The organism is Streptomyces sp. NPDC086554 (assembly GCF_040686095.1).
Taxonomy (GTDB): Bacteria; Actinomycetota; Actinomycetes; order Streptomycetales; family Streptomycetaceae; genus Streptomyces.
Genome location: NZ_JBFBJK010000019.1, coordinates 174,745 through 193,309, shown reverse-complemented (window position 1 = coordinate 193,309; position 18,565 = coordinate 174,745). Strand labels below are relative to the sequence as shown.

The 18,565-nt window shown below is 70.6% G+C and carries 19 protein-coding genes; 13 read left to right on the top strand and 6 right to left on the bottom strand.

The annotated features are described in order from the left end of the window. The first annotated feature begins 76 nt into the window (after window positions 1-76). Window positions 77-2,266 (top strand): RNA polymerase recycling motor ATPase HelR, encoded by a 2,190-nt coding sequence (gene helR / locus AB0O76_RS29385; protein WP_365497072.1) that lies wholly within the window; start codon window positions 77-79, stop codon window positions 2,264-2,266. A gap of 157 nt (window positions 2,267-2,423) precedes the next feature. After that, window positions 2,424-2,981 carry a DinB family protein gene (locus AB0O76_RS29380; protein ID WP_365497070.1) on the top strand — a complete coding sequence of 186 codons (558 nt, stop codon included), beginning with the start codon at window positions 2,424-2,426 and terminating at the stop codon, window positions 2,979-2,981. A gap of 83 nt (window positions 2,982-3,064) precedes the next feature. Here AB0O76_RS29380 and AB0O76_RS29375 read toward each other — a convergent pair whose 3' ends face one another. Both AB0O76_RS29375 and AB0O76_RS29370 read right to left on the bottom strand, forming a co-directional pair. Continuing rightward, on the bottom strand, window positions 3,065-3,913 hold the full coding sequence (locus tag AB0O76_RS29375) for an alpha/beta fold hydrolase (protein WP_365497068.1): 849 nt from the start codon (window positions 3,911-3,913) through the stop codon (window positions 3,065-3,067). Window positions 3,914-3,955: 42 nt separating this feature from the next. Next, window positions 3,956-4,336: a helix-turn-helix domain-containing protein gene (locus tag AB0O76_RS29370; RefSeq protein ID WP_365497066.1), complete on the bottom strand. Its 381-nt coding sequence runs from the start codon at window positions 4,334-4,336 to the stop codon at window positions 3,956-3,958. Window positions 4,337-4,441: 105 nt separating this feature from the next. Here AB0O76_RS29370 and AB0O76_RS29365 point away from each other — a divergent pair, with 105 nt between their 5' ends. Further along, window positions 4,442-4,849 carry a RidA family protein gene (locus AB0O76_RS29365; protein ID WP_365497064.1) on the top strand — a complete coding sequence of 136 codons (408 nt, stop codon included), beginning with the start codon at window positions 4,442-4,444 and terminating at the stop codon, window positions 4,847-4,849. 77 nt (window positions 4,850-4,926) lie between these two features. Here the strand turns inward: AB0O76_RS29365 and AB0O76_RS29360 are convergent, their stop codons facing one another. After that, window positions 4,927-5,946 carry an aldo/keto reductase gene (locus AB0O76_RS29360; protein ID WP_365497062.1) on the bottom strand — a complete coding sequence of 340 codons (1,020 nt, stop codon included), beginning with the start codon at window positions 5,944-5,946 and terminating at the stop codon, window positions 4,927-4,929. A gap of 188 nt (window positions 5,947-6,134) precedes the next feature. On the opposite strand from AB0O76_RS29360, the gene AB0O76_RS29355 reads away from it, so the two are divergent. Together AB0O76_RS29355 and AB0O76_RS29350 are read left to right on the top strand one after the other, a co-directional pair. Then, window positions 6,135-6,728 carry a helix-turn-helix domain-containing protein gene (locus AB0O76_RS29355; RefSeq protein WP_365497060.1) on the top strand — a complete coding sequence of 198 codons (594 nt, stop codon included), beginning with the start codon at window positions 6,135-6,137 and terminating at the stop codon, window positions 6,726-6,728. A gap of 546 nt (window positions 6,729-7,274) precedes the next feature. Further along, window positions 7,275-7,481: a hypothetical protein gene (locus AB0O76_RS29350; RefSeq protein ID WP_365497058.1), complete on the top strand. Its 207-nt coding sequence runs from the start codon at window positions 7,275-7,277 to the stop codon at window positions 7,479-7,481. A gap of 64 nt (window positions 7,482-7,545) precedes the next feature. On the opposite strand, the gene AB0O76_RS29345 is transcribed toward AB0O76_RS29350, so the two are convergent. Next, complete coding sequence (locus tag AB0O76_RS29345) at window positions 7,546-8,019, bottom strand: carboxymuconolactone decarboxylase family protein (RefSeq protein WP_365497056.1); 474 nt, start codon at window positions 8,017-8,019, stop codon at window positions 7,546-7,548. Between the two features lie 216 nt (window positions 8,020-8,235). Between AB0O76_RS29345 and sigJ the strand changes: the two genes are divergently transcribed. The 4 genes from sigJ (at window position 8,236) to AB0O76_RS29325 (ending at window position 11,787) form a co-directional block, all read left to right on the top strand. After that, window positions 8,236-9,177, top strand: coding sequence for an RNA polymerase sigma factor SigJ (gene sigJ / locus AB0O76_RS29340; RefSeq protein ID WP_365497054.1), 942 nt, complete (start codon window positions 8,236-8,238; stop codon window positions 9,175-9,177). Between the two features lie 76 nt (window positions 9,178-9,253). Beyond that, window positions 9,254-9,862: a hypothetical protein gene (locus tag AB0O76_RS29335; protein ID WP_365497052.1), complete on the top strand. Its 609-nt coding sequence runs from the start codon at window positions 9,254-9,256 to the stop codon at window positions 9,860-9,862. 106 nt (window positions 9,863-9,968) lie between these two features. Continuing rightward, on the top strand, window positions 9,969-11,399 hold the full coding sequence (locus AB0O76_RS29330) for a serine/threonine-protein kinase (protein ID WP_365497050.1): 1,431 nt from the start codon (window positions 9,969-9,971) through the stop codon (window positions 11,397-11,399). 37 nt (window positions 11,400-11,436) lie between these two features. Beyond that, complete coding sequence (locus tag AB0O76_RS29325) at window positions 11,437-11,787, top strand: hypothetical protein (RefSeq protein ID WP_365497048.1); 351 nt, start codon at window positions 11,437-11,439, stop codon at window positions 11,785-11,787. 25 nt (window positions 11,788-11,812) lie between these two features. On the opposite strand, the gene AB0O76_RS29320 is transcribed toward AB0O76_RS29325, so the two are convergent. Further along, window positions 11,813-12,577: a LysR substrate-binding domain-containing protein gene (locus tag AB0O76_RS29320; RefSeq protein WP_365497046.1), complete on the bottom strand. Its 765-nt coding sequence runs from the start codon at window positions 12,575-12,577 to the stop codon at window positions 11,813-11,815. Window positions 12,578-12,635: 58 nt separating this feature from the next. Between AB0O76_RS29320 and AB0O76_RS29315 the strand changes: the two genes are divergently transcribed. Continuing rightward, on the top strand, window positions 12,636-13,052 hold the full coding sequence (locus AB0O76_RS29315; protein WP_365497044.1) for a DUF5997 family protein: 417 nt from the start codon (window positions 12,636-12,638) through the stop codon (window positions 13,050-13,052). 19 nt (window positions 13,053-13,071) lie between these two features. Here the strand turns inward: AB0O76_RS29315 and AB0O76_RS29310 are convergent, their stop codons facing one another. Beyond that, window positions 13,072-13,884 carry an amidohydrolase family protein gene (locus tag AB0O76_RS29310; RefSeq protein WP_365497042.1) on the bottom strand — a complete coding sequence of 271 codons (813 nt, stop codon included), beginning with the start codon at window positions 13,882-13,884 and terminating at the stop codon, window positions 13,072-13,074. Window positions 13,885-14,113: 229 nt separating this feature from the next. Between AB0O76_RS29310 and AB0O76_RS29305 the strand changes: the two genes are divergently transcribed. From AB0O76_RS29305 to AB0O76_RS29295, 3 genes are read left to right on the top strand one after another with little or no spacing between them, the layout of a single operon-like run. Further along, the gene (locus AB0O76_RS29305) at window positions 14,114-15,610 is read left to right on the top strand and encodes an ABC transporter substrate-binding protein (protein WP_365497040.1); all 1,497 of its coding nucleotides are present in this window, start codon (window positions 14,114-14,116) and stop codon (window positions 15,608-15,610) included. A 41-nt stretch (window positions 15,611-15,651) separates the two neighbouring features. Then, complete coding sequence (locus tag AB0O76_RS29300) at window positions 15,652-17,433, top strand: ABC transporter permease subunit (RefSeq protein WP_365497122.1); 1,782 nt, start codon at window positions 15,652-15,654, stop codon at window positions 17,431-17,433. Next, a complete protein-coding gene (locus AB0O76_RS29295; RefSeq protein WP_365497038.1) occupies window positions 17,423-18,472 on the top strand; it encodes an ABC transporter ATP-binding protein in 1,050 nt (349 codons plus the stop codon). The genes AB0O76_RS29300 and AB0O76_RS29295 overlap by 11 nt, the downstream gene beginning before the upstream one ends. Window positions 18,473-18,565 lie beyond the last annotated feature (93 nt).

Below are 18,565 nucleotides of genomic sequence, written 5' to 3'. Positions count from 1 at the left end.
CTTGCGGCAAGGCCCCGGTCGTGCCGCACAATCACTCGCCTAAGCCCTGGACCTGAGGAAATAGGTGATTCACGAAGTGCGTGCATTGTTGTCGGTTGATGAGTCGTGCGGTGACAGTGCGTTTGACCTTCCCGACACCCTCTCCCCCAAGGCCGACCCGACGCTGATCGACGGCGACGAGCGGCACTTCGCGGCCATCGCGGAGAGCCTTGAGCAGACGATCGCCGAGGTGTCCGGCCGCCTCGACGCCGAGCGCATGGCGCCCGGCGGCATCGGCAGGGAGGCCATGGACCGGGACCTGGAGATCCACCGGCTGACCGGCCGGCTGCGCGCCCTGCGCCGCTTCGGTCTCGACCTGTGCCTCGGACGCGTGGTCGGCGCGGACAGCCCCGAGCCCGTGTACATCGGACGGCTCGGCCTCACCGACAACGAGGGTCGCCGGCTGCTGCTCGACTGGCGCTCCCCCGCGGCCGAGCCGTTCTTCGCGGCGACCCACGCCAACCCGATGGGCCTGGCGAGCCGCCGCCGGTACCGCTGGACCCGCGGCCGCATCAGCGACTACTGGGACGAGGTGTTCACCGCCGACGGGCTCGACGGGCACGCCGCGCTCGACGACCAGTCCGCCTTCATCGCCAGCCTGGGCAGCAACCGGTCGGACCGGATGCGGGACGTGCTCGCCACCATCCAGGCCGACCAGGACGCCATCATCCGGGCCGGGTCCCGCGGCGCTCTCGTCGTCGACGGCGGTCCGGGCACGGGCAAGACCGTCGTGGCGCTGCACCGCACCGCCCACCTCCTGTACTCCGACCCTCGCCTCGGGCACCGTCGTGGCGGCGTGCTGTTCGTCGGTCCGCACCAGCCCTATCTGAGGTACGTCGAGGACGTCCTGCCCAGTCTCGGAGAGGAGGGCGTGCAGACCTGCACCGTGCGGGATCTCGTGGCCGAGGGGGCGGGAGCGGTGCAGGAGAGCGACCCGGACGTGGCGCTTCTGAAGTCGTCCGCCGACATGGTGAAGGCGATCGAGAAGGCCGTCAGGTTCTACGAAGAGCCGCCCACCAAGGGGATGACGGTCTCGACCGACTGGGCCGACGTCTGGCTGAGCGCCGACGACTGGGCCGAGGCGTTCGAAACACCGGGACCGGGTACTCCGCACAACGAAGCGCGCGAGGAGATCTGGGAGGAGCTGGTCGCGATCCTGCTGGACAAGGCCGACGGCGACGTGCCGATCGACCTGTTCCGCAGGTCGCTGCGGCACGACGAAGAGCTGGTCACGACCCTCAATCGTGCGTGGCCGATGATCGAGCCGACCGATCTCGTCTCGGACTTGTGGTCGGTGCCCGCCTATCTGCGGATGTGCGCTCCCCACCTCGGCCCCGACGACGTGAAGAAGCTGCGGCGCCCGGAGAACGAGGCCTGGACGGTGTCCGACCTGCCGCTCCTGGACGCGGCACGGCAGCGGCTCGGCGATCCGGAGGCGGCACGGCGGCGGCGCCGGCACGAGGCCATCCTGGCCGCCCAGCGCGAGCGCATGGGGCAGGTCGTCGACAACCTGATCGTGGCCGCCGCCGACTCGGGGGCGGACGGTGACGACGGCGAGGGCCTGGTGACGATGTTGCGCGGCAAGGACGCCCAGGTCAGCCTGGTCGATGATGCCGAACTGCCCACTGCCGACCCGGACTTGCTGGCTGGACCGTTCGCGCACATAGTCGTGGACGAGGCCCAGGAGCTGACCGACGCGGAGTGGCAGATGCTGCTGCAGCGCTGCCCGTCCCGGAGCTTCACCATTGTCGGCGACCGCGCCCAGGCCAGGCACGGGTTCACGGAGTCGTGGCAGGAACGCCTCGAGCGGGTCGGCCTCGACCGGATCGACGTGGCCTCCCTGAGCATCAACTACCGGACGCCGGAAGAGGTCATGAAGGAGGCCGAGCCGGTCATCCGGGCTGCGCTCCCGGACGCCAATGTGCCGACGTCCATCCGCAGCAGCGGCATCCCGGTCACCCACGGATCCGTCACGGAACTGCACTCGACCCTCGACACCTGGCTCGCCGCGAACGCCGAAGGAATCGCCTGCGTCATCGGCGATCCCACGTTCCGGGCAACGTCCCGCGTCCACTCGCTGACCCCGGAGCTGTCGAAGGGGCTCGAGTTCGACCTGGTCGTCCTCATCGACCCGGAGTCGTTCGGCGAGGGAATCGAAGGAGCGGTCGACCGCTACGTCGCCATGACCCGAGCAACCCGGCAACTCGTCGTTCTCACAAGCCGGTGACGACATGACGTCCGGGACCTGGCTCGCAGGTTCCGGACGTCATTGGTTCCGCGCCCGACCGGCATATAGGCCAGAATCCGACCTCGATGGCTCTTAGCGTGTTCCTTGACCGACGGAGCGAGAAACACCGAAGCGAGAACACCGGAAGGCTGAGACCATGACTGCAGACGAGCCGATCACCCGCGACCTGGACGAGGCGCCCGCCGTCAGCGGTGAGCGCGCCGAATGGTTGGCGGCGCTGGCCAAGAACCGGCATTTTCTGCGCTTCACCACCCGTGACCTCACCGACGAGCAGGCCGGGCTGCGAACCACCGCCAGCGAGCTGTGCCTCGGGGGTCTGATCAAGCACGTAGCCGAAGTCGAGCAGAGCTGGGGGGACTTCATCCTCGGCGGCCCGTCGGCGATGCCCGACTTCACGGCCATGACCGAGGCCGACTGGGCGCGTCGGGCCGACAGTTTCCGGATGCTGCCCGGCGAGACGCTGGCCGGTGTCCTGGACCGCTACGCCGAGGTGGCCCGCCGTACCGACGAGTTGGTCGCCACGGTGCCCGATCTGGACGCCACATGGCCGCTGCCGAAGGCCCCGTGGACGGAACCCGGCGCGCAGCAGTCGATCCGGCAGGTGTTGATGCACATCATCAGCGAGACCGCTCAGCACTCCGGTCACGCCGACATCATCCGTGAGTCCCTGGACGGCGCCACGAGCATGAGCTGACCGGCGACGGTCCGGCGCGCTGCCGCGCCGGACCGTTTCACGTACGGAGATGACGTGAAAAGGCACTGCCTCTGCGGCAGTTGTCAGCTCGCCGCGAGGTTCGCGAGGAGTTCGGCGGCGGGCTTCGGGCGGACGAGCCAGTGCAGGTGGCTCCCCTCGAGCGTGCGGACGTCGAACGGGTTGTCCGGGGTGAGTGTGTCGGCCTCGCGGATCATGCGGTCCTGCATGGCGAGCGGGATGCTGGCATCGTCGGCAAGACGTACGAAGGTCTTGGGAACCTTCCCCCACGTCGCGGCCTGTGCCCGGTCGGCGGCTGTGCCGATGTCGAGATTCTCGTCGGGCTGGAAGGTGTTCAGGAACGTACGGAACTCGTCATCGGTGAGGTCGGCGGCGAAGGCGTGCCGCATCGCGGCCAGCACCCCGGGTTCGGCGATGCGGAAGTTGGTACGGATCAGCCCGAGTTCGGCGGGGTTGCCGGCGATCGCCGGAGCGAAGGCAGCGGGGTCGACGTCCGCCATCTCCGGCTCTCCGTAGTAGTCGGTGAGCTCGACGGGGCACCAGGCGGATACGTACGCGATGCGGTCGATCAGGTCGGGCCGGGCGTTGGCGACGGCGGTGATCGTGATGCCGCCCCGGCTGTGGCCGACGAGGATGGTCGGCCCGTTCCGCTTCGCGCGTTCGAGGACTTCGATCACGCGGGCGACGTTGTCGGCGAGGGTGACGCCCCGGATGCTCCCTGGTGCCTCGGCGAGCGCGGCGAGATCCTGGGGAGCCTGGTAGGCGGCGGGGAACGTCGCATCGAACCCGTGCCCCGGAAGGTCGACCGCGGCCGATCGGTGCCCGAGCAGGGCGAGTTCGGCCTGCAGCGGTGCGAACGAGAACGAGTTCGCGAAGGCGCCATGAACGAGTACGAATGTCGGAAGACTCTGCATCCCCGCACCTTCCACCGAAACAATCTTCGAATCAAGAAGATCTCAGGAGTCGAAGCTGTGGCGGGAGGCTTCGATGTGGCCGATGTGCTGGTGGGTCCAGTCGCACATGCGGTGGACCAACTCGCGCAGGGCGCGCCCCGGTTCGGTGAGGGTGTACTCGACCCTCGGCGGCACGGTGGGGTACACGGTGCGCTCCACCAGGCCGTTGCGTTCCATCATCCGCAGGTTCTGGGTGAGCATCTTGTGGCTGATGCCCTCGACTCCCTTGCGCACCTCGCCGAAGCGCAGGGTGCTCTCACCCAGCGCGTCGATGATCAGGAGCGCCCACTTGTTGGCCACGTCCGTGAAGATCTCCCGCGCCAACGAGTCCGCGCGCGTCAGGTCCGCGTCCTCGGGCGAGCCGCTGAACTGCTTGGTCACCATGAGGTTCCTCAGTCACCGAAAAGTGCGTTCTTCCAGGTCATCGCACACTCTCCTACAGTTCCCGAGTAACCACAAGAGAGCACGTCATGACATGGAGGCACGCACATGGCCATCACCCTGGTGAACCCCGTCGGACTGCCGGAGATCGACGCGTACCGGCAGGTGTCGATCGCGACCGGGTCGAAGCTGGTCTTCATCGCCGGGCAGGTCGCCTGGACGGCCGACGGGGTCACGGTCGGCGAGGGTGACCTCGCCGCCCAGGTCGAGCAGTGCTACCTCAATATCGGCACTGCCCTGACCGAGGTCGGCGCGACCTTCGACGACGTGGCGAAACTGACCGTGTACGTCGTCGACTGGACCCCCGACAAGATGCCCCTGCTCATGGAGGGAATGGCCCGGGCAGCCGCGAAGCTGGGGAGCACACCGGTCCCGCCGGCCACGCTCATCGGCGTTGCGGCGCTGGACGTCCCCGACCACCTGGTCGAGGTCGAGGCGACCGCGGTCATCGAGTGAGCGGCTCGTTCATGACGATTCGCCTCGGTCATCCGCCGGGGCGCGGGCGTCCAGCCGGAGTGACTGCCCCCGGACGATCAGCGGCGGCGCAGTGACGGTTCGAGGAGTGAAGGCGGGGTGTCGTGCTTCTCGTGGGCGGCCAGGTCGGTGCCGGGAGCGACGATCGCGTCGATGGCGTCGAGTACGTCGGCGGAGAGCACGGTGTCCGCGGCGGCGAGTTGCCCGTGCAGGTGGTCCAGGGTGCGGGGGCCGACGATCGCGCTGGTCACGGCGGGGTGCGCGGTGACGAATCCGAGCGCGAGCTGGATCAGGGTGAGGCCGGCTTCGTCGGCGACCGTGGCCAGCCGCTCGACGGCGTCGAGCCTGGCCCGGTTGGCCGGGATGGTGGTGTCGAAGCGCTGGGGCATGGACTGCGCGCGGCTGGTGGTCATGGCCCGGCCCTCGCGGATCGCGCCCGACAGCCAGCCCGAAGCCAGCGGACTCCACACCAGCACGCCGAGGCCGTACTGCTCGGTCACGGGCAGCACGTGGGTCTCGATCCCCCGCTGCAGGATCGAGTAGCTGGGCTGTTCGGTGACGTACCGGCTCAGGTGATGTTCGCGGGCGGCCCACTGGGCCTGGACGATGCGGTAGGCGGGGAACGTCGATGAGCCGAAGTAGCGGATCTTTCCCGCGCGTTGCAGGTCGGTCAGGGCCGAGAGCGTCTCCTCGTCGCTGGTCTTCGGGTCCCACCGGTGCATCTGATAGAGGTCGATGTGGTCGACGCCCAGGCGGCGCAGGCTGTTGTCGAGCTCGGTGACCAGCCAGCGGCGCGAGCCGCCCTGACGATTGCGCTCGTCACCCATCGGCATAGTCGCCTTGGTGGCGAGGACGATGTCGTCGCGGCGGCCGGCGATGGCCTTGCCGACCATCTCCTCCGACTCGCCGCCGCTGTACATGTCGGCGGTGTCGATGACGTTGATGCCGCCCTCCAGCGCGGCATCGACGATGGCGGTGGCCTCGTCCTGGCCGGTGCGCCCGATCGCGCCGAAGTTCATCGCGCCGAGCGAGAGGGAGCTGACCTGCACGCCGGTGCGGCCCAAAGTGCGGTACTGCATGACCGTGTTCCTCCATTGCGGATGAAGCGTGGTGACAGTGCATGGCTTGGTCGACTGCCGTCCGTCCGCTCTGGCATCATGGGCAAACGGAACGACGTCCCGTTTGACGATACGGAACGCTGTCCCGTTTAGCAATCCCGGCATCGGAAGCCAGGCGACGGAAGCCCGGCAGCGGAGAGGACGGCGCGGTGCACGACAGCGACGAGGACACGGGGCACGCGGCGGTCCGGCCCAAGCGTGCGGACGCCCGGCGCAACAAGGAGGCCCTGCTCGACGCGGCAGCCGCGGTCTTCGTCACCTCGGGCGTGGAAGCACCGGTGCGTGACATCGCGGCCGAGGCCGGGGTCGGGACGGCCACGATCTACCGCCACTTCCCGACGCGGGCGGATCTCATCATCGCCGTCTACCGGCACCAGATCGAGGCCTGCGCCGAGGCCGGTCCCGCGCTCCTGTCGACCAGCGCGACGCCGCACGCCGCACTGGGGCAGTGGATCAACCTCTTCGTCGACTTCCTGGTCACCAAGCACGGTCTCGCCGCGGTGCTGCAGTCCGACAACGCCGGCTTCGACGCACTGCACGCGCACTTCCTCGACCGCCTCGTGCCGGTGTGCTCCCAACTGCTCGACGCCGCGGCCACCTCCGGCGAGATCCGTGCCGACGTGGCCGCGTACGAGCTCATGCGGGGCGTCGGGAACCTCTGCATCGGCGCGGACAGCGACCCCCGCTACGACGCACGCCGCCTGGTCGGACTTCTCGTCGCGGGACTTCGTCGACCCGCCTGAGCCCGGTCGCCGCCCGCCTCAAGGCGTAGGCGCTCCAGGCACCCTGGTTCGCCCGGGCCGCGGCCCACGCGTTGTAGCTGCTGGCGCCGGTCTGGGTCCAGCTGCTGAGGACCTGGCCCTTGTCGGCGGGGACGGCGCCCGCCGGCGCGGCGACCGCCACGCTCAGGGCGAAGGCGGCGGTGGTGGCTGCGGCGGTCAGGGATGTGGCAAGGAGCTTGCGGCGCACGGGTTCCTCCAGTGGGGTACGAGGACTCGGACTGGATACGTGCGTCGGCACGGGCGCGCACGCCACATTGCTCATACCCGTTTCTGATCCCCCATCAGACAACTTGCGTCCGAACGGAGCTCAGGCACAGGATCCTGGCATCGGCCCTGCCGGCGCCGACAGATTCGCACCGCTCCACCGCTGTCACGTGGCATGCAGACCAACGCCGGGAGGCATCGCCTCGTCATGTGGTCCGGTGCGCGACGTGAGGACTTCCATGGCGCTGAACATCGAGGACCGCATCGCCATCTCCGAGTTGATCTCGATGCACGGCCACTCCCGTGGGTCACCACGTCACGAACATCGTCCTCAGCGAGGGAGAGGGCGGCCGGGTGCTCGCCCGCTCCAAGGGCATCGGCGTCAACGCGGACGGCACGAGCGGCAGCGTCACCTACGAGGACACCCTGGTGCCCACCGATCAGGGCTGGCGCATCAGCCACCGCAAGGTCGTCGCACGGCGGGTGCCGCTGAGCGGGCGCAGCAAGTGAACTCCCCCGCTGCTCCCAGGGGGCCGGGTCTTCTTCGGCCCGGCCCCCTGGGGGCGACTACCGGTCAGCCGAACTGGCCGGGCTCGTAGTCGCCTCCGGGCCGCTGAGTGATGACGTTCAGGCGGTTGAAGGCGTTGATGATGGCGATGACCGACACCAAGGCGCCGAGCTGCTCCTCGTCGTAGTGCTTGGCTGCGTTCGCCCACACCTCGTCGGAGACGCCGTCGGCCGCGTCGGCGAGGCGGGTGCCCTCCTCCGCAAGTGCCAGGGCGGCCCGTTCGGCATCGGTGAACACCGTGGCGTCGCGCCAGGCGGCGACCAGGTGGAGCCGCACCGAGGTCTCACCGGCGGCTTCGGCCTCCTTGGTGTGCATGTCGATGCAGAAGCCGCAGCCGTTGATCTGACTGACGCGCAGCAGCACCAGCTCCCTCGTCGCGGCCGGCAGTGCCGACTCCGCGACCGCCTTGCCCGCCGAAACGAAGCCCTGTACGGCCTTGGCCATCACCGGGTTGGTGAGGTAGTCGAGTCGTGTCTGCATGGCGATCTCCCTTTCGTGCCCGGCCGTTCCACCCCGTGGACGGAACAGCTGTTCGCGGGACCGCCTTGGTCCCAGCACTACCGACGAGGCGGCCCCGCGGATTGTGAGGTGACGCGCCGACGTCACATTTCGCGGGGCCGTCTCGTCGTACTGGTGACCACAGGCACAGCCAGTCGTACTGGCGACCAGAGGCTCAGCCAAGGGAGCGGCGACACGATGAGGACCCCATCCGCGCCGGGAGACGGCCGAATCGATCCGGCCCTGAGCGCGATCATGAGCGAGCGGCGTCAGCTGACCGGCCTCGCCTACCGGCTGCTCGGCTCACTGGCCGACGCCGAGGACGTCGTCCAAGAGACGTACACCCGCTGGTACGCGATGTCTCCTCACCAACGCGCGGCCATCGCGTCCCCCGGCGCCTGGCTGACCAAGGTCGCAAGCCGCGTCTGCCTCGACCTGCTCGGCTCGGCACGCGCCCGCCGCGAACGCTATGTGGGCGAATGGATCCCCGAGCCCCTGCCCCACCACACGGACTGGGTCAACGGGCGGCCGGGCGGCACGAGCGCCGACCCCGCCGACCGCGTCACCCTGGCCGAGTCGATCAACATGGCCTTCCTCGTCGTACTCGAATCGATGACCCCCGCCGAGCGCGTCGCGTTCATCCTCCACGACGTCTTCCAGTACCCCTTCGCCGACGTCGCCGAGATCGTCGGCCGCACACCCGCCGCATGCCGCCAACTGGCCACCTCCGCCCGCCGTCGCATCCGGGCCTCCGAGGCACCCGCGACTTCCGCATCCCGGCGGGCCGACATCGTCAAGGACTTCAAGCGGGCCTGGGAAGCCAGGGACATCGCCGCCCTCATCAGCCTGCTCGACCCCGACGCCACGGGACTCTCCGACGGCGGCGGCCTGGTCAGGGCCGCGCTCGAGCCCATCCACGGCGGCGAACAGCTCGCGCGCTACTTGATCACGCTCACCATCGCGACATCGGACCGCGACCGGACTCTCCTGGAGCGCACGGTCAACGGCCAGCCCGGCCTGGTCGTCCAGGAGGACGGTGTCACCACAGGGGTGATCGCCTTCGACATCACAGGCGACCGGATCAGACAACTCTGGGCCGTGCGCAACCCGGAAAAGCTCCGCCCGTGGAAGACGGGCTGACGCAGACCGTCGCACCGCCCCTGCCTAGAATCCGCACCGTCGAACTCCGCGATGCCACCGAGGAGAAGAGCCGTCGATGACATTCCGCCTGCACCTGGGGCAGGTTGCCGCGCGCACCCTGGCCGAGTTCCCTGAAGAGGTGGCGTCCGATATCTACGCCGTCACGTTCCGGATCGACAGCGTCGACCAGGATCCTCGGTTCCCTTATCTGGCGATCGGCTACAACACCGAGACCGAGGTGGCCCGGCTGCTCGCCGAGACAAGTCCCGCAGAGGCGTGGGAGGCCCGCTGGAACTACGCCTACTTCCCGCCATCGGGCCTCGAAGGCGTACGCATCACCGGCCACGATCCCCAACATGACCCGGTCGGCGCCGAGTTGCACCGCCGTGAAGCGATCGAACGAGGCCTTTGGTACGAGGATGACCAGGCCGAAGGGGAACGCCTCTCCGAGCAGGAGCAGGACGAGCGCGACGAGCGGCTCGCGGAGGAGTTCCACGAGCTCTGCGTCGACCTGGCCCGGGAGCTCCACACGGAGGGCCACCTCGTCCGCGCCCTGGGGCGGCCACTGCCGGTGATCCTCTACGACATGTTCGCCCCTGACGAGATGTTCGCCCTCACCCGGGCCGCCAACCCGCCAGAGCTGGTTGCGGAGTTCCTCAGCGAGGATCCCGGGGACCAGGCCTGACGTGCGGGCGGGGGGCGACCTCGACCACCCCCGATTCCCCACACCACGCGTCCGCCTCTGAAAAGATCTGCCTCCAGGGGAAGTTGGCCGGAGACGGGGAGTGTCGATGGAAGCTCTGCAGGCAGGCGACCCGGACCGGGTGGGCGGCTACCGGCTGGTGGGACGCCTTGGCGCGGGCGGCATGGGGCAGGTCTTTCTCGGCCGTTCCGCGGGCGGCCGCCCGGTGGCGGTGAAGGTGGTCCGCCCCGAGTACGGAACCGATGCGGGGTTCCGTCGCAGCTTCGCCCGGGAGGTGGAGGCGGCCCGGCGGGTGGGCGGCTTCTACACCGCCCAGGTCATCGACGCCGATCCGCACGCGGAACGCCCCTGGCTCGTCAGCGCGTACGTACCGGGGCCTTCGCTGCAGACGGCGGTCACCGAGCACGGCACGCTCCCGGCCAAGACACTGCGCGTACTGGCGGCGGGACTCGCCGAGGGGCTCGGCGCCGTACACAACTGCGCCCTGGTGCACCGCGATCTGAAGCCGGGCAACGTCATCCTGGCCACCGACGGGCCCCGCGTCATCGACTTCGGGATCGCCCGCGCCCTGGAAGCCACCACCCACACGGCGACGGGCGTCATCTCCGGCACGCCCGCCTACATGTCGCCGGAACAGGCCCGCGGCGACACCGACATCACCCCCGCCAGCGACGTCTTCTCGCTCGGCTCCGTGCTGGCCTTCGCCTCGACCGGCACCTCCCCCTTCGGCTCCGGGCATCCGGCCGCCGTGCTCTACCGGATCGTCCAGGAAGAGCCCGATCTGTCGCTGGTCGACAACGAGTTGCGCGGTCTGGTGTCCGCCTGCCTGGCCAAGGATCCGGCCGCCCGGCCGGAGATGGCCGAGATACTGCGCGCGTTCGCCGGTGCCGACGCGAGCGACGACTGGCTGCCGCAGCGCGTCACCACCTTGATCGGCGACGTCGAAGCCGAGGTCGGCTGTGACGCCGATGAATCCGATGCATCCGATGCATCCGACGACTCCGAGCGCGACGGTCTCGGTGGCCGTGCGAGCCGTGACGGTGCGACCCGCCGCGACACGGCCGCCCCGGACTCCCGGCCCCGCCGTGGCCTCTCCCGGTTCGTGCCCGGCCGTCGGCGGGCGGCGGCCGACACCCCGCGGACCCTCGCGGAGCCCGACTCGGTCGAATGGGGCTGGAACGGGCTGCCGTGGGGTGCGACGGTCGCCGATTTCCGGGCGCGGTTCTCCGCTGCCACGCAGGAGAACGGCGAGTGGTGGGTCACGGGCCGAGGCCCGGAGACGTTCTGCGATGTCGTGATGAACACCCAGTACGGCTTCAACGAGCGTGGCCGGCTGTATCTGGTGGTCTTCTACCCCGAGGCGGAGGACCGGGAGCGGCTGCCGGTGGCCGTCTTGACGACGATGGGCGCACCCGACGGCTCGACGACGAAATGGACGAGGGGCGAGGTCGTGGTCGATGTGAAGGTGGCGGGCATAGCCGCCAGCATCACGCATCTCGGCTTCGACGACGCCCGCTGACGGGCATGGAGGGTGGGCCCGATCGGGGGGGGATGCGATGGGCGTGCTGCTGGCGCCGCCCAGCGTCGACGAGGCGGTCGACGGATATCTGGAGACGGACTTCGTGGGGCCCGCCACCGTCCGGGTCGGCGCGTATCCCGGGATGGCCGCCAACGATGTCGTCACCGTTCGCTGGGTGACGTGGAGCCACCGCTGGGAGTCGCGGCTGCGGATTGCGGGCTCGTGGGTGGGCGCGGCGGTGAGTGTCCGGATTCCCCATCTGTACGTCACCGGGTCCGCGACCTGGGTGTCGTATGCCGTCGACCGGTTCGACGGGGGCGGCGCGCAGTCCGGGGTCCTGGGGCTGAACGGGGCGGACCCGGCGGACCCGGCGGGCCCGCGCCTTTGACGGCGCCGGGACCGGTCCGGGGCGGCTACTTGCGGCGCGGCTTTCCGCGCTTGCCGCCCTTGGCGGCGCCGGAACCGCCGCGGGAGCCCTTGCCGGCCGGCTTGCCCGCCGCGGGCTTGCGGCGCGCGCCGCCGGTTTCGGGGCGCTTGCTCTTGGGCTGCTTGGCCGGGGCCGGCTGCGTACGTCCGCGGGAGCTGTTGACCGTCCGTCCGCGCACGATGCCGATGAAGTCCTCCACCAGATCGGTGGTCTCATCCTCCGGCCAGGACAGGGCGATACGTGACTCCGGAGCGCCGGTGAGCGGCCGGTAGGTGAGGTCCTTGCGGTGGTGCAGGCGGGCCAGGGACTGCGGGACGACCAGGACGCCCACGCCGGCCGCGACCAGTTCGATGGCGTCGGCGGTGGTGGCGGGGCGCTCGTCGGCGGGCCGCCCCGGAAGCTGCTCCCAGTCCAGGGTGTCGTCGAGGGGGTGCAGCACGATCTCGTCGGCGAGGTCCTCGCAGGACGCCTCGTCGACGGCCGCCACGACGTGGTCCTTGGGGATCACGACCACGGTGGTCTCGGTGTAGAGGGGGATCGCGCTGAGGTCCGTACGGTCGACGGGCAGACGTACGAAACCGGCGTCGGCGTCAGGGCCGCGCAGCAGGTCGAACGCTTCGGCGGCGGGCACCGCGACGAGGGTCAGCGGGATGTCGGGCAGTCGCTCGTTCCAGATCCGCACCCACTTGGTGGGCGTCACCCCCGGGACGTAAGCGAGCCTGAAAGAAGGGGCTACCTGCGAGTCTGTCACTCCGCCAGATTACCCGGCGTGGTCAGCGGTAGCTCACATGCTCGATACCCTTGGCACCATGACGTCGCACCAGACCACCCAGACCATGAAGCCCGCGACCGCGGCGAAGAAGCTGGGTGTGTACCTCGAGGCCACCCCCGCCGAGTTCCAGGAGGGTGTCGTCTCGCGCACCGAGCTGAACTCCCTGCAGACCGATCCGCCCGCGTGGCTGAAGGAACTGCGTGCCAATGGCCCGCACCCCCGGCCGGTGGTCGCGGCGAAGCTGGGCGTCTCCATCGCCGGTCTCGCGCGCGGCGGGGTCACCGAGGCGCTCACCACGGAGCAGATCGAAGCGCTGAAGACGGACAACCCGGAGTGGCTGCAGAAGGAGCGCGCCACGCAGGCCGAGGTCCGCAAGGAAGCGGTGCGGATCAAGGAGAAGCAGAAGGAGAAGGACGCACAGCGGGCCGACAAGACCCGCGGCCCGCGTTCCTGACCTTCCCCTCGGAGCGAGGTCAGAGACCGAAGACCCGCCGAGCATTGCCGGACAGGAACAGTTCGGTGGCCTCCTCGTCCAGGTCGAGATCACCCAGGTGCTCCAGGGCCTGACCTGGCGCGATCATGGGGTAGTTCGAGCCGAACAGGACCTTCCCGCGGCCTCGCCCGCGTACGTAATCGACGAGTTCACGCGGGTAGCGCCGTGCGGTGTAGGCGCTGGTGTCGATGTGGACGTTGGCGTGCTTGTCGGCGACGGCGATCATCTCCGTCGTCCACGGGTAGCCGATGTGTCCGCACACGATGGTCAGCTCGGGGAAGTCGAGGGCGACCTGGTCGATGTACGGGATGGGGCGGCCGGTCTCCGACGGGCGCAGCGGGCCGGTGTGCCCGACCTGGGTGCAGAAGGGGATGCCGAGGTCGACGCAGGCCGCGTACAGGGGGTAGTAGAGCCGGTCGGTGGGCGGGAGCTGCCACAGCCAGGGCACGATCCGCAGGGCCACGAAGCCGAGTTCCCGCACCGCGCGGCGCAGTTCGCGCACAGCCTCGACGGGTCGGGTGAGGTCGGCACCCGCGACTCCGCGCAGCCGCCCATCGGATTGGGCGACGAAACCGGCCACCTCATCGTTGCTGATCAGCGGCCCCTGAGGGCCGTACCAGGCGGCCGCGAGCCCGATCTCGACATCGGCCGCGGCCAGCGCGGCGACCGTGGTCTTGACCGGCAGTGGTTCCTCAAGGAGCCCCTGCCCCGTCCACCGGCGCAACGACTCGAACATCTCGTGGTTGGAGTGGCGGAGCGTGGGGTGCTGCATCCACGCGTCGATGACCGGCACGGGCTGCCTGCCTCTCTCTCGTGACGCGGCCTGCCGTCCCGCGGAGGGGGCGGCTAAGCGTTCGCTTAGATGGGACCTTAGTCGCACGAGCCCTTGGACGGCCACCGTTCAGGCGGCATCCGGACCGACGCTCAGGGACCGCATCCCGGACTCTTTTATTGAAAACGATTGTCATCGTGCTACGGTCGGCGCCTTCTCCTTGACCACCCCTTTACCCGGAAGGGCTCCCGTGCGCCTGCCTGCCCGTCTCCTCCCCATGGCCGCAGTCACCGCCGCCTCCTCGCTGCTCACCGGCTGTTTCGCCGCGACGGACGCGGCGTCCGACGGAGCCGGGGACGGAGGAGAACGGATACGGGTGGCGATGATGCAGCCGCCGCGCTCCGGTCTTTCGCCGCTCTCCGACGACGCCTTCAAGCTGTCACGCTGGTCCACCGCCGAGACCCTCGTCCGGCTCGACGCCAACGGCGATGCCAGGCCCGCGCTCGCCACCGGGTGGAAGCAGTCCGGCAAGACCTGGACCTTCACCGTCCGCGACGGGGTCACCTTCCATGACGGCACGAAGCTCACCGCCGACGCGGCCGTACGTTCCCTCACCGAGGCCGCGTCCGCGTCGCCCAAGCCGCGCATCCTCGACGGCGTCGACCTGACGGCCGAGGCCCAGGGCGACCAGGTCACCGTCACCACCACCGCCGCGGACCCGCTGATCCCGCACCGGCTGAGCTCTCCGCAGCTGTCGATCCTCGCGGCCAAGGCGTACCGGGGAAAGACGGTCAGCCCGCTCGGCACCGGCACCGGGCCCTTCGAGCTGACGGATGTCAGAGGCACCTCGTCCGCCGCCCTCGAACGCTACGACGGCTACTGGGGCGCCAAGGCCAAGTCCCCCGGCATCGACGTGAAGTTCGTGCCCGACGGCACCGCGCGGGCCGCCGCCCTGCGCAGCGGTGAGGCCGACATCGCCGAGGCCGTGCCGGTCTCGCAGGCCTCGCTCCTGGACGAGGACCAGATCACCGAGGTGCCGATGCCGCGCACCAACACCCTCTACCTCAACACGGCGAAGGGGCCGTTCCAGAAGCCCGGCCTGCGCGCCGCCGCACGTACGGCGATCGACGCGAAGACCCTCGTCAACGGCGTCTACGAGGGCCGGGCCGATGTCGCGGACGGGCTGCTGGGACCGGCCCTCCCCTGGGCGGCCGATCTGCGGCCCAAGGACGTGCGGCGCACTAAGGCCGGTGATCCCGACGGCGCGGCCATCACCATCGGCACCTTCACCGACCGCGCGGAGCTGCCCGAGGTCGCCGCGACGCTGCAACAGCAGCTCCAGAAGGCCGGGTTCAAGGTGAAGCTGGAGGTCCGCGAGTACGCCGCCATCGAATCCGACGCGCTGGCCGGCGAGTTCGACGCGTTCATCCTCTCCCGGGCCACCGTGCTCGACTCCGGTGATCCGGCCGCGTACCTCTACAGCGACTTCGGCTCCGACGCCTCCTTCAACATCTCCCAGCTGTCCGACCCGGCCGTCGACAAGGCCCTGGAGAAGGCCTCCGCCGCCCCGGCCGGCGATGCGCGCCGCAAGGCCGTCATCGACGCGGAGGGCGCGGTGCTCGCCACCGATGCCGCGATCCCGATGCTCCACGAGCGGGTGATCCAGGGCGACGCGGCCTCCATGGTGGACGCCGCGCACGACCCGCGTGAGCGCGAGCTGGTCACGGCCAAGACGTACGTCAAGTGAGGCTCACCGCGCCGAAGGCGGGCCCGCGTGCCGGCTCCCGGGTGGCGGGTGCGCTGACCCGGGCCGGGTGTCTGGCCGCCGTGCTCGCCACCGTCGGGCTGCTGCCCTGGCTCTCGGGGAACGATCCGGCGCTCACCGTGCTGCGGGCCCGATCCGCCGAGCAGGAGGCGACGGCCGAGGCGCTGCGGGCGATCCGTGTCGATCTGGGTCTTGACGCCGGTCCCCTTGCGCTGCTCGGGAGTTGGGCGGCCGCGTTGCTGCGCGGTGACCTCGGCACGTCATGGGTGTCGGGGACCGCGGTGCTGCCGTCCGTGACCACCGGGGTGCAGGTGTCGCTGACGCTGATGGGGGCCGCGCTCGTGGTGGCGGCCGTGGTGGCCTGTGCGCTGGTGCTGCCGGTCCTCGTGCGGGGGCGCGGGTCGGCCGGGGCATTCGCCGCGATGCTCGCGGCCGTGCCCGAATTCCTGCTCGCCACCGTCGCGTTGCTGGTGTGCGGGGTATGGCTGGGCTGGCTGCCGACGTCCGGCTGGCAGGGGCCGGTGCACCTGGTGCTGCCCGCCGTCGCGCTCGGGGTTCCCGCGGGCGGCCTCCTTGGGCGGCTCGTCGCGGACGCACTGCCCGGGGTGCTCGACGAGCGGTGGGTGGAGCTGTGGCGGGGTTCCGGGGTGAGCCGCGCCCGCGTCGCGGGGGCCGCTCTCAGACGCGTACTGCCGCCGCTGGTACCGCAGTTCGGGATGGTCGCGGTCGGGCTCACCGGTGGTGCGGTCGCCGTGGAGAGCGTGTTCGCGGTGCCCGGCATCGGGCGCAGCGCCCTGGGTGCGGCCAAGGCGCAGGATCTGCCGCTGCTGCAGGGCGCGGTCCTCGCGCTGCTTGCGCTCGGCCTGGCCGCGGGCCTGCTCGCCGCGTGGGTGCGGCGCAGGCTGTTGGGGCCCGCGCTGCGCGATGCGGGGCTCACGCTGCCCGCGGCACGCCCGGCGCGGGTGCGCCCCGTGGTGCCGATCGCGCTCGGCGGCGTACTCCTGACGGCCGTTGTCTGGGGGCTGCTGCGTGATCCCTACGCGGTGCGGACCGGCGCCCGGCTCGCGGCGCCGTCCTGGACGCATCCGCTGGGCACGGACGGCCTCGGCCGCGATGTGCTCGCCCGGCTCGGGCACGGGGCCGCGTCGACGGTGGGCACGGCGGCCGCGGTGTGCGCGGTCAGCCTGCTCCTCTCGCTGGTACTCGGCTTCCTGCCGACGTTCGCCGCGGGGGCCTCGGACATCGCCAACGCCCTGCCGCCCGTGATCGTCGGCATTCTCGTCGCGGCGGTGGCAGGACCCGGCACCGGCGGTGCCGCGCTGGCCGTCGGGCTGATCTCCTGGCCGCCGCTGGCCGCCCACGCGGCGGCGCTGACGCAAGAGGTGCGGGCCTCGTCGTTCCTCACCGCCCAGAAGGCGATCGGCGCGCCACCCCGCTGGATCCTCACCCGGCATGTACTGCCATCGGTGGCAGGACCGGTCGCACGCCACGCGGTGCTCCGACTGCCAGGCATCGCGCTCGCGTTGGCCTCGCTCGGCTTCCTTGGCCTGGGGGCGCAGCCGCCCGCGCCCGAGTGGGGGCTGCTTCTGGACGAGTCACGCGCGTATGTGGAGCGCGCGCCGTGGGCCGCGCTCGCCCCTGCAGTGGCGCTGGCGCTGCTTGCGGGGCTTGCGGTGTCGCTGGGGGCGAGTCTGGGCGGGGACGGGCGCTCCGGCAGTGCCGGCGGTTCCGGCGTGCGCAATCGCCCCCGATACCGCTCCCGTTTCCGCCCCCGTACCTGGAAGGAACTCCCCCTTGAAACCTGAGGCGTCGCTGCCCGATGTCCTGCTCTCCGTACGGGACTTGAGGGTCGCCTTCGATTCCGGTCCTGCCGTGCGGGGTCTCTCCTTCGACGTACGCAGGGGCGAGGTCCTTGCGGTGGTCGGCGAGTCGGGGGCAGGCAAGTCCGTCACGGCGCGGACTGCCCTCGGCATGGCGCCGCGCGGCGCGTCGGTCGCCGGCGGCGTGACGCTGCACGGGCGGCCGCCCGGCACGGGCACGGCGGCCGTCGAGCTCGTCGGCAAGGACCGTGCAGCGCCTGCCGCCCTCTGGGGGCGCCGGGTGGCGCTGGTACCCCAGGACGCGCTGTCCGCCCTCTCCCCCGTGCACCCCGTGGGCGATCAACTCGCCGCCGCCGTACGGTCGGTGCGCGGGGTCTCCCGCGGCCGGGCGCGGAAGCTTGCCGTGACCGCGCTGGAGCAGGTGGGGATCGCGGATGCGGCGCGGATGGCCCGCGCCCATCCGCACGCGTTCTCCGGGGGAATGCGGCAGCGGGCGGTCATCGCGATGGCCACGATCAACGAACCGGAGCTGGTCGTCGCCGACGAGCCGACCACGGCCCTGGATCGCGAACGGCGCGCCCAGATCCTTGATCTGCTGATCGCCCGGTGCCGGGCGGCGGGTGCGGCACTGGTCCTGGTCACCCACGACCTGGAGGTGGTACGCGGCCATGCCGACCGGGTCCTTGTGATGTACGCGGGCCGGCAGGCGGAGTCCGGTCCGGTGGCGCAGGTCTTCGCACGGCCGCACGCCCCGTACACCGCCGGGCTGCTCGCCTCTCTGCCGCCTACAGAACCACTGGCAGGCCGCCGCCTCCCGGCAATCCCCGGCACACCACCGGCGCTCGACGCCCTGCCACCGGGCTGCGCCTTCGCACCACGCTGCCCGCTGGCCACCGAGCGGTGCCGCACCGAGCTGCCGGAACCGGAGCAGACGTACGGCGACCGGACGGTGTCCTGCCACCGCTGGCGTGAACTGCCCGCGTCACCTGCCGAGTTGTTCCTGGAAAAGGCCTCCGCGATGTGATCCCGCCGCCCCCACAGGGGACGTACAGCAACCGGACGACTTCCTGTTCCTGCCACCGCCGACCTGAACTGCCCTCGCCCGCCCGCCTAGTTG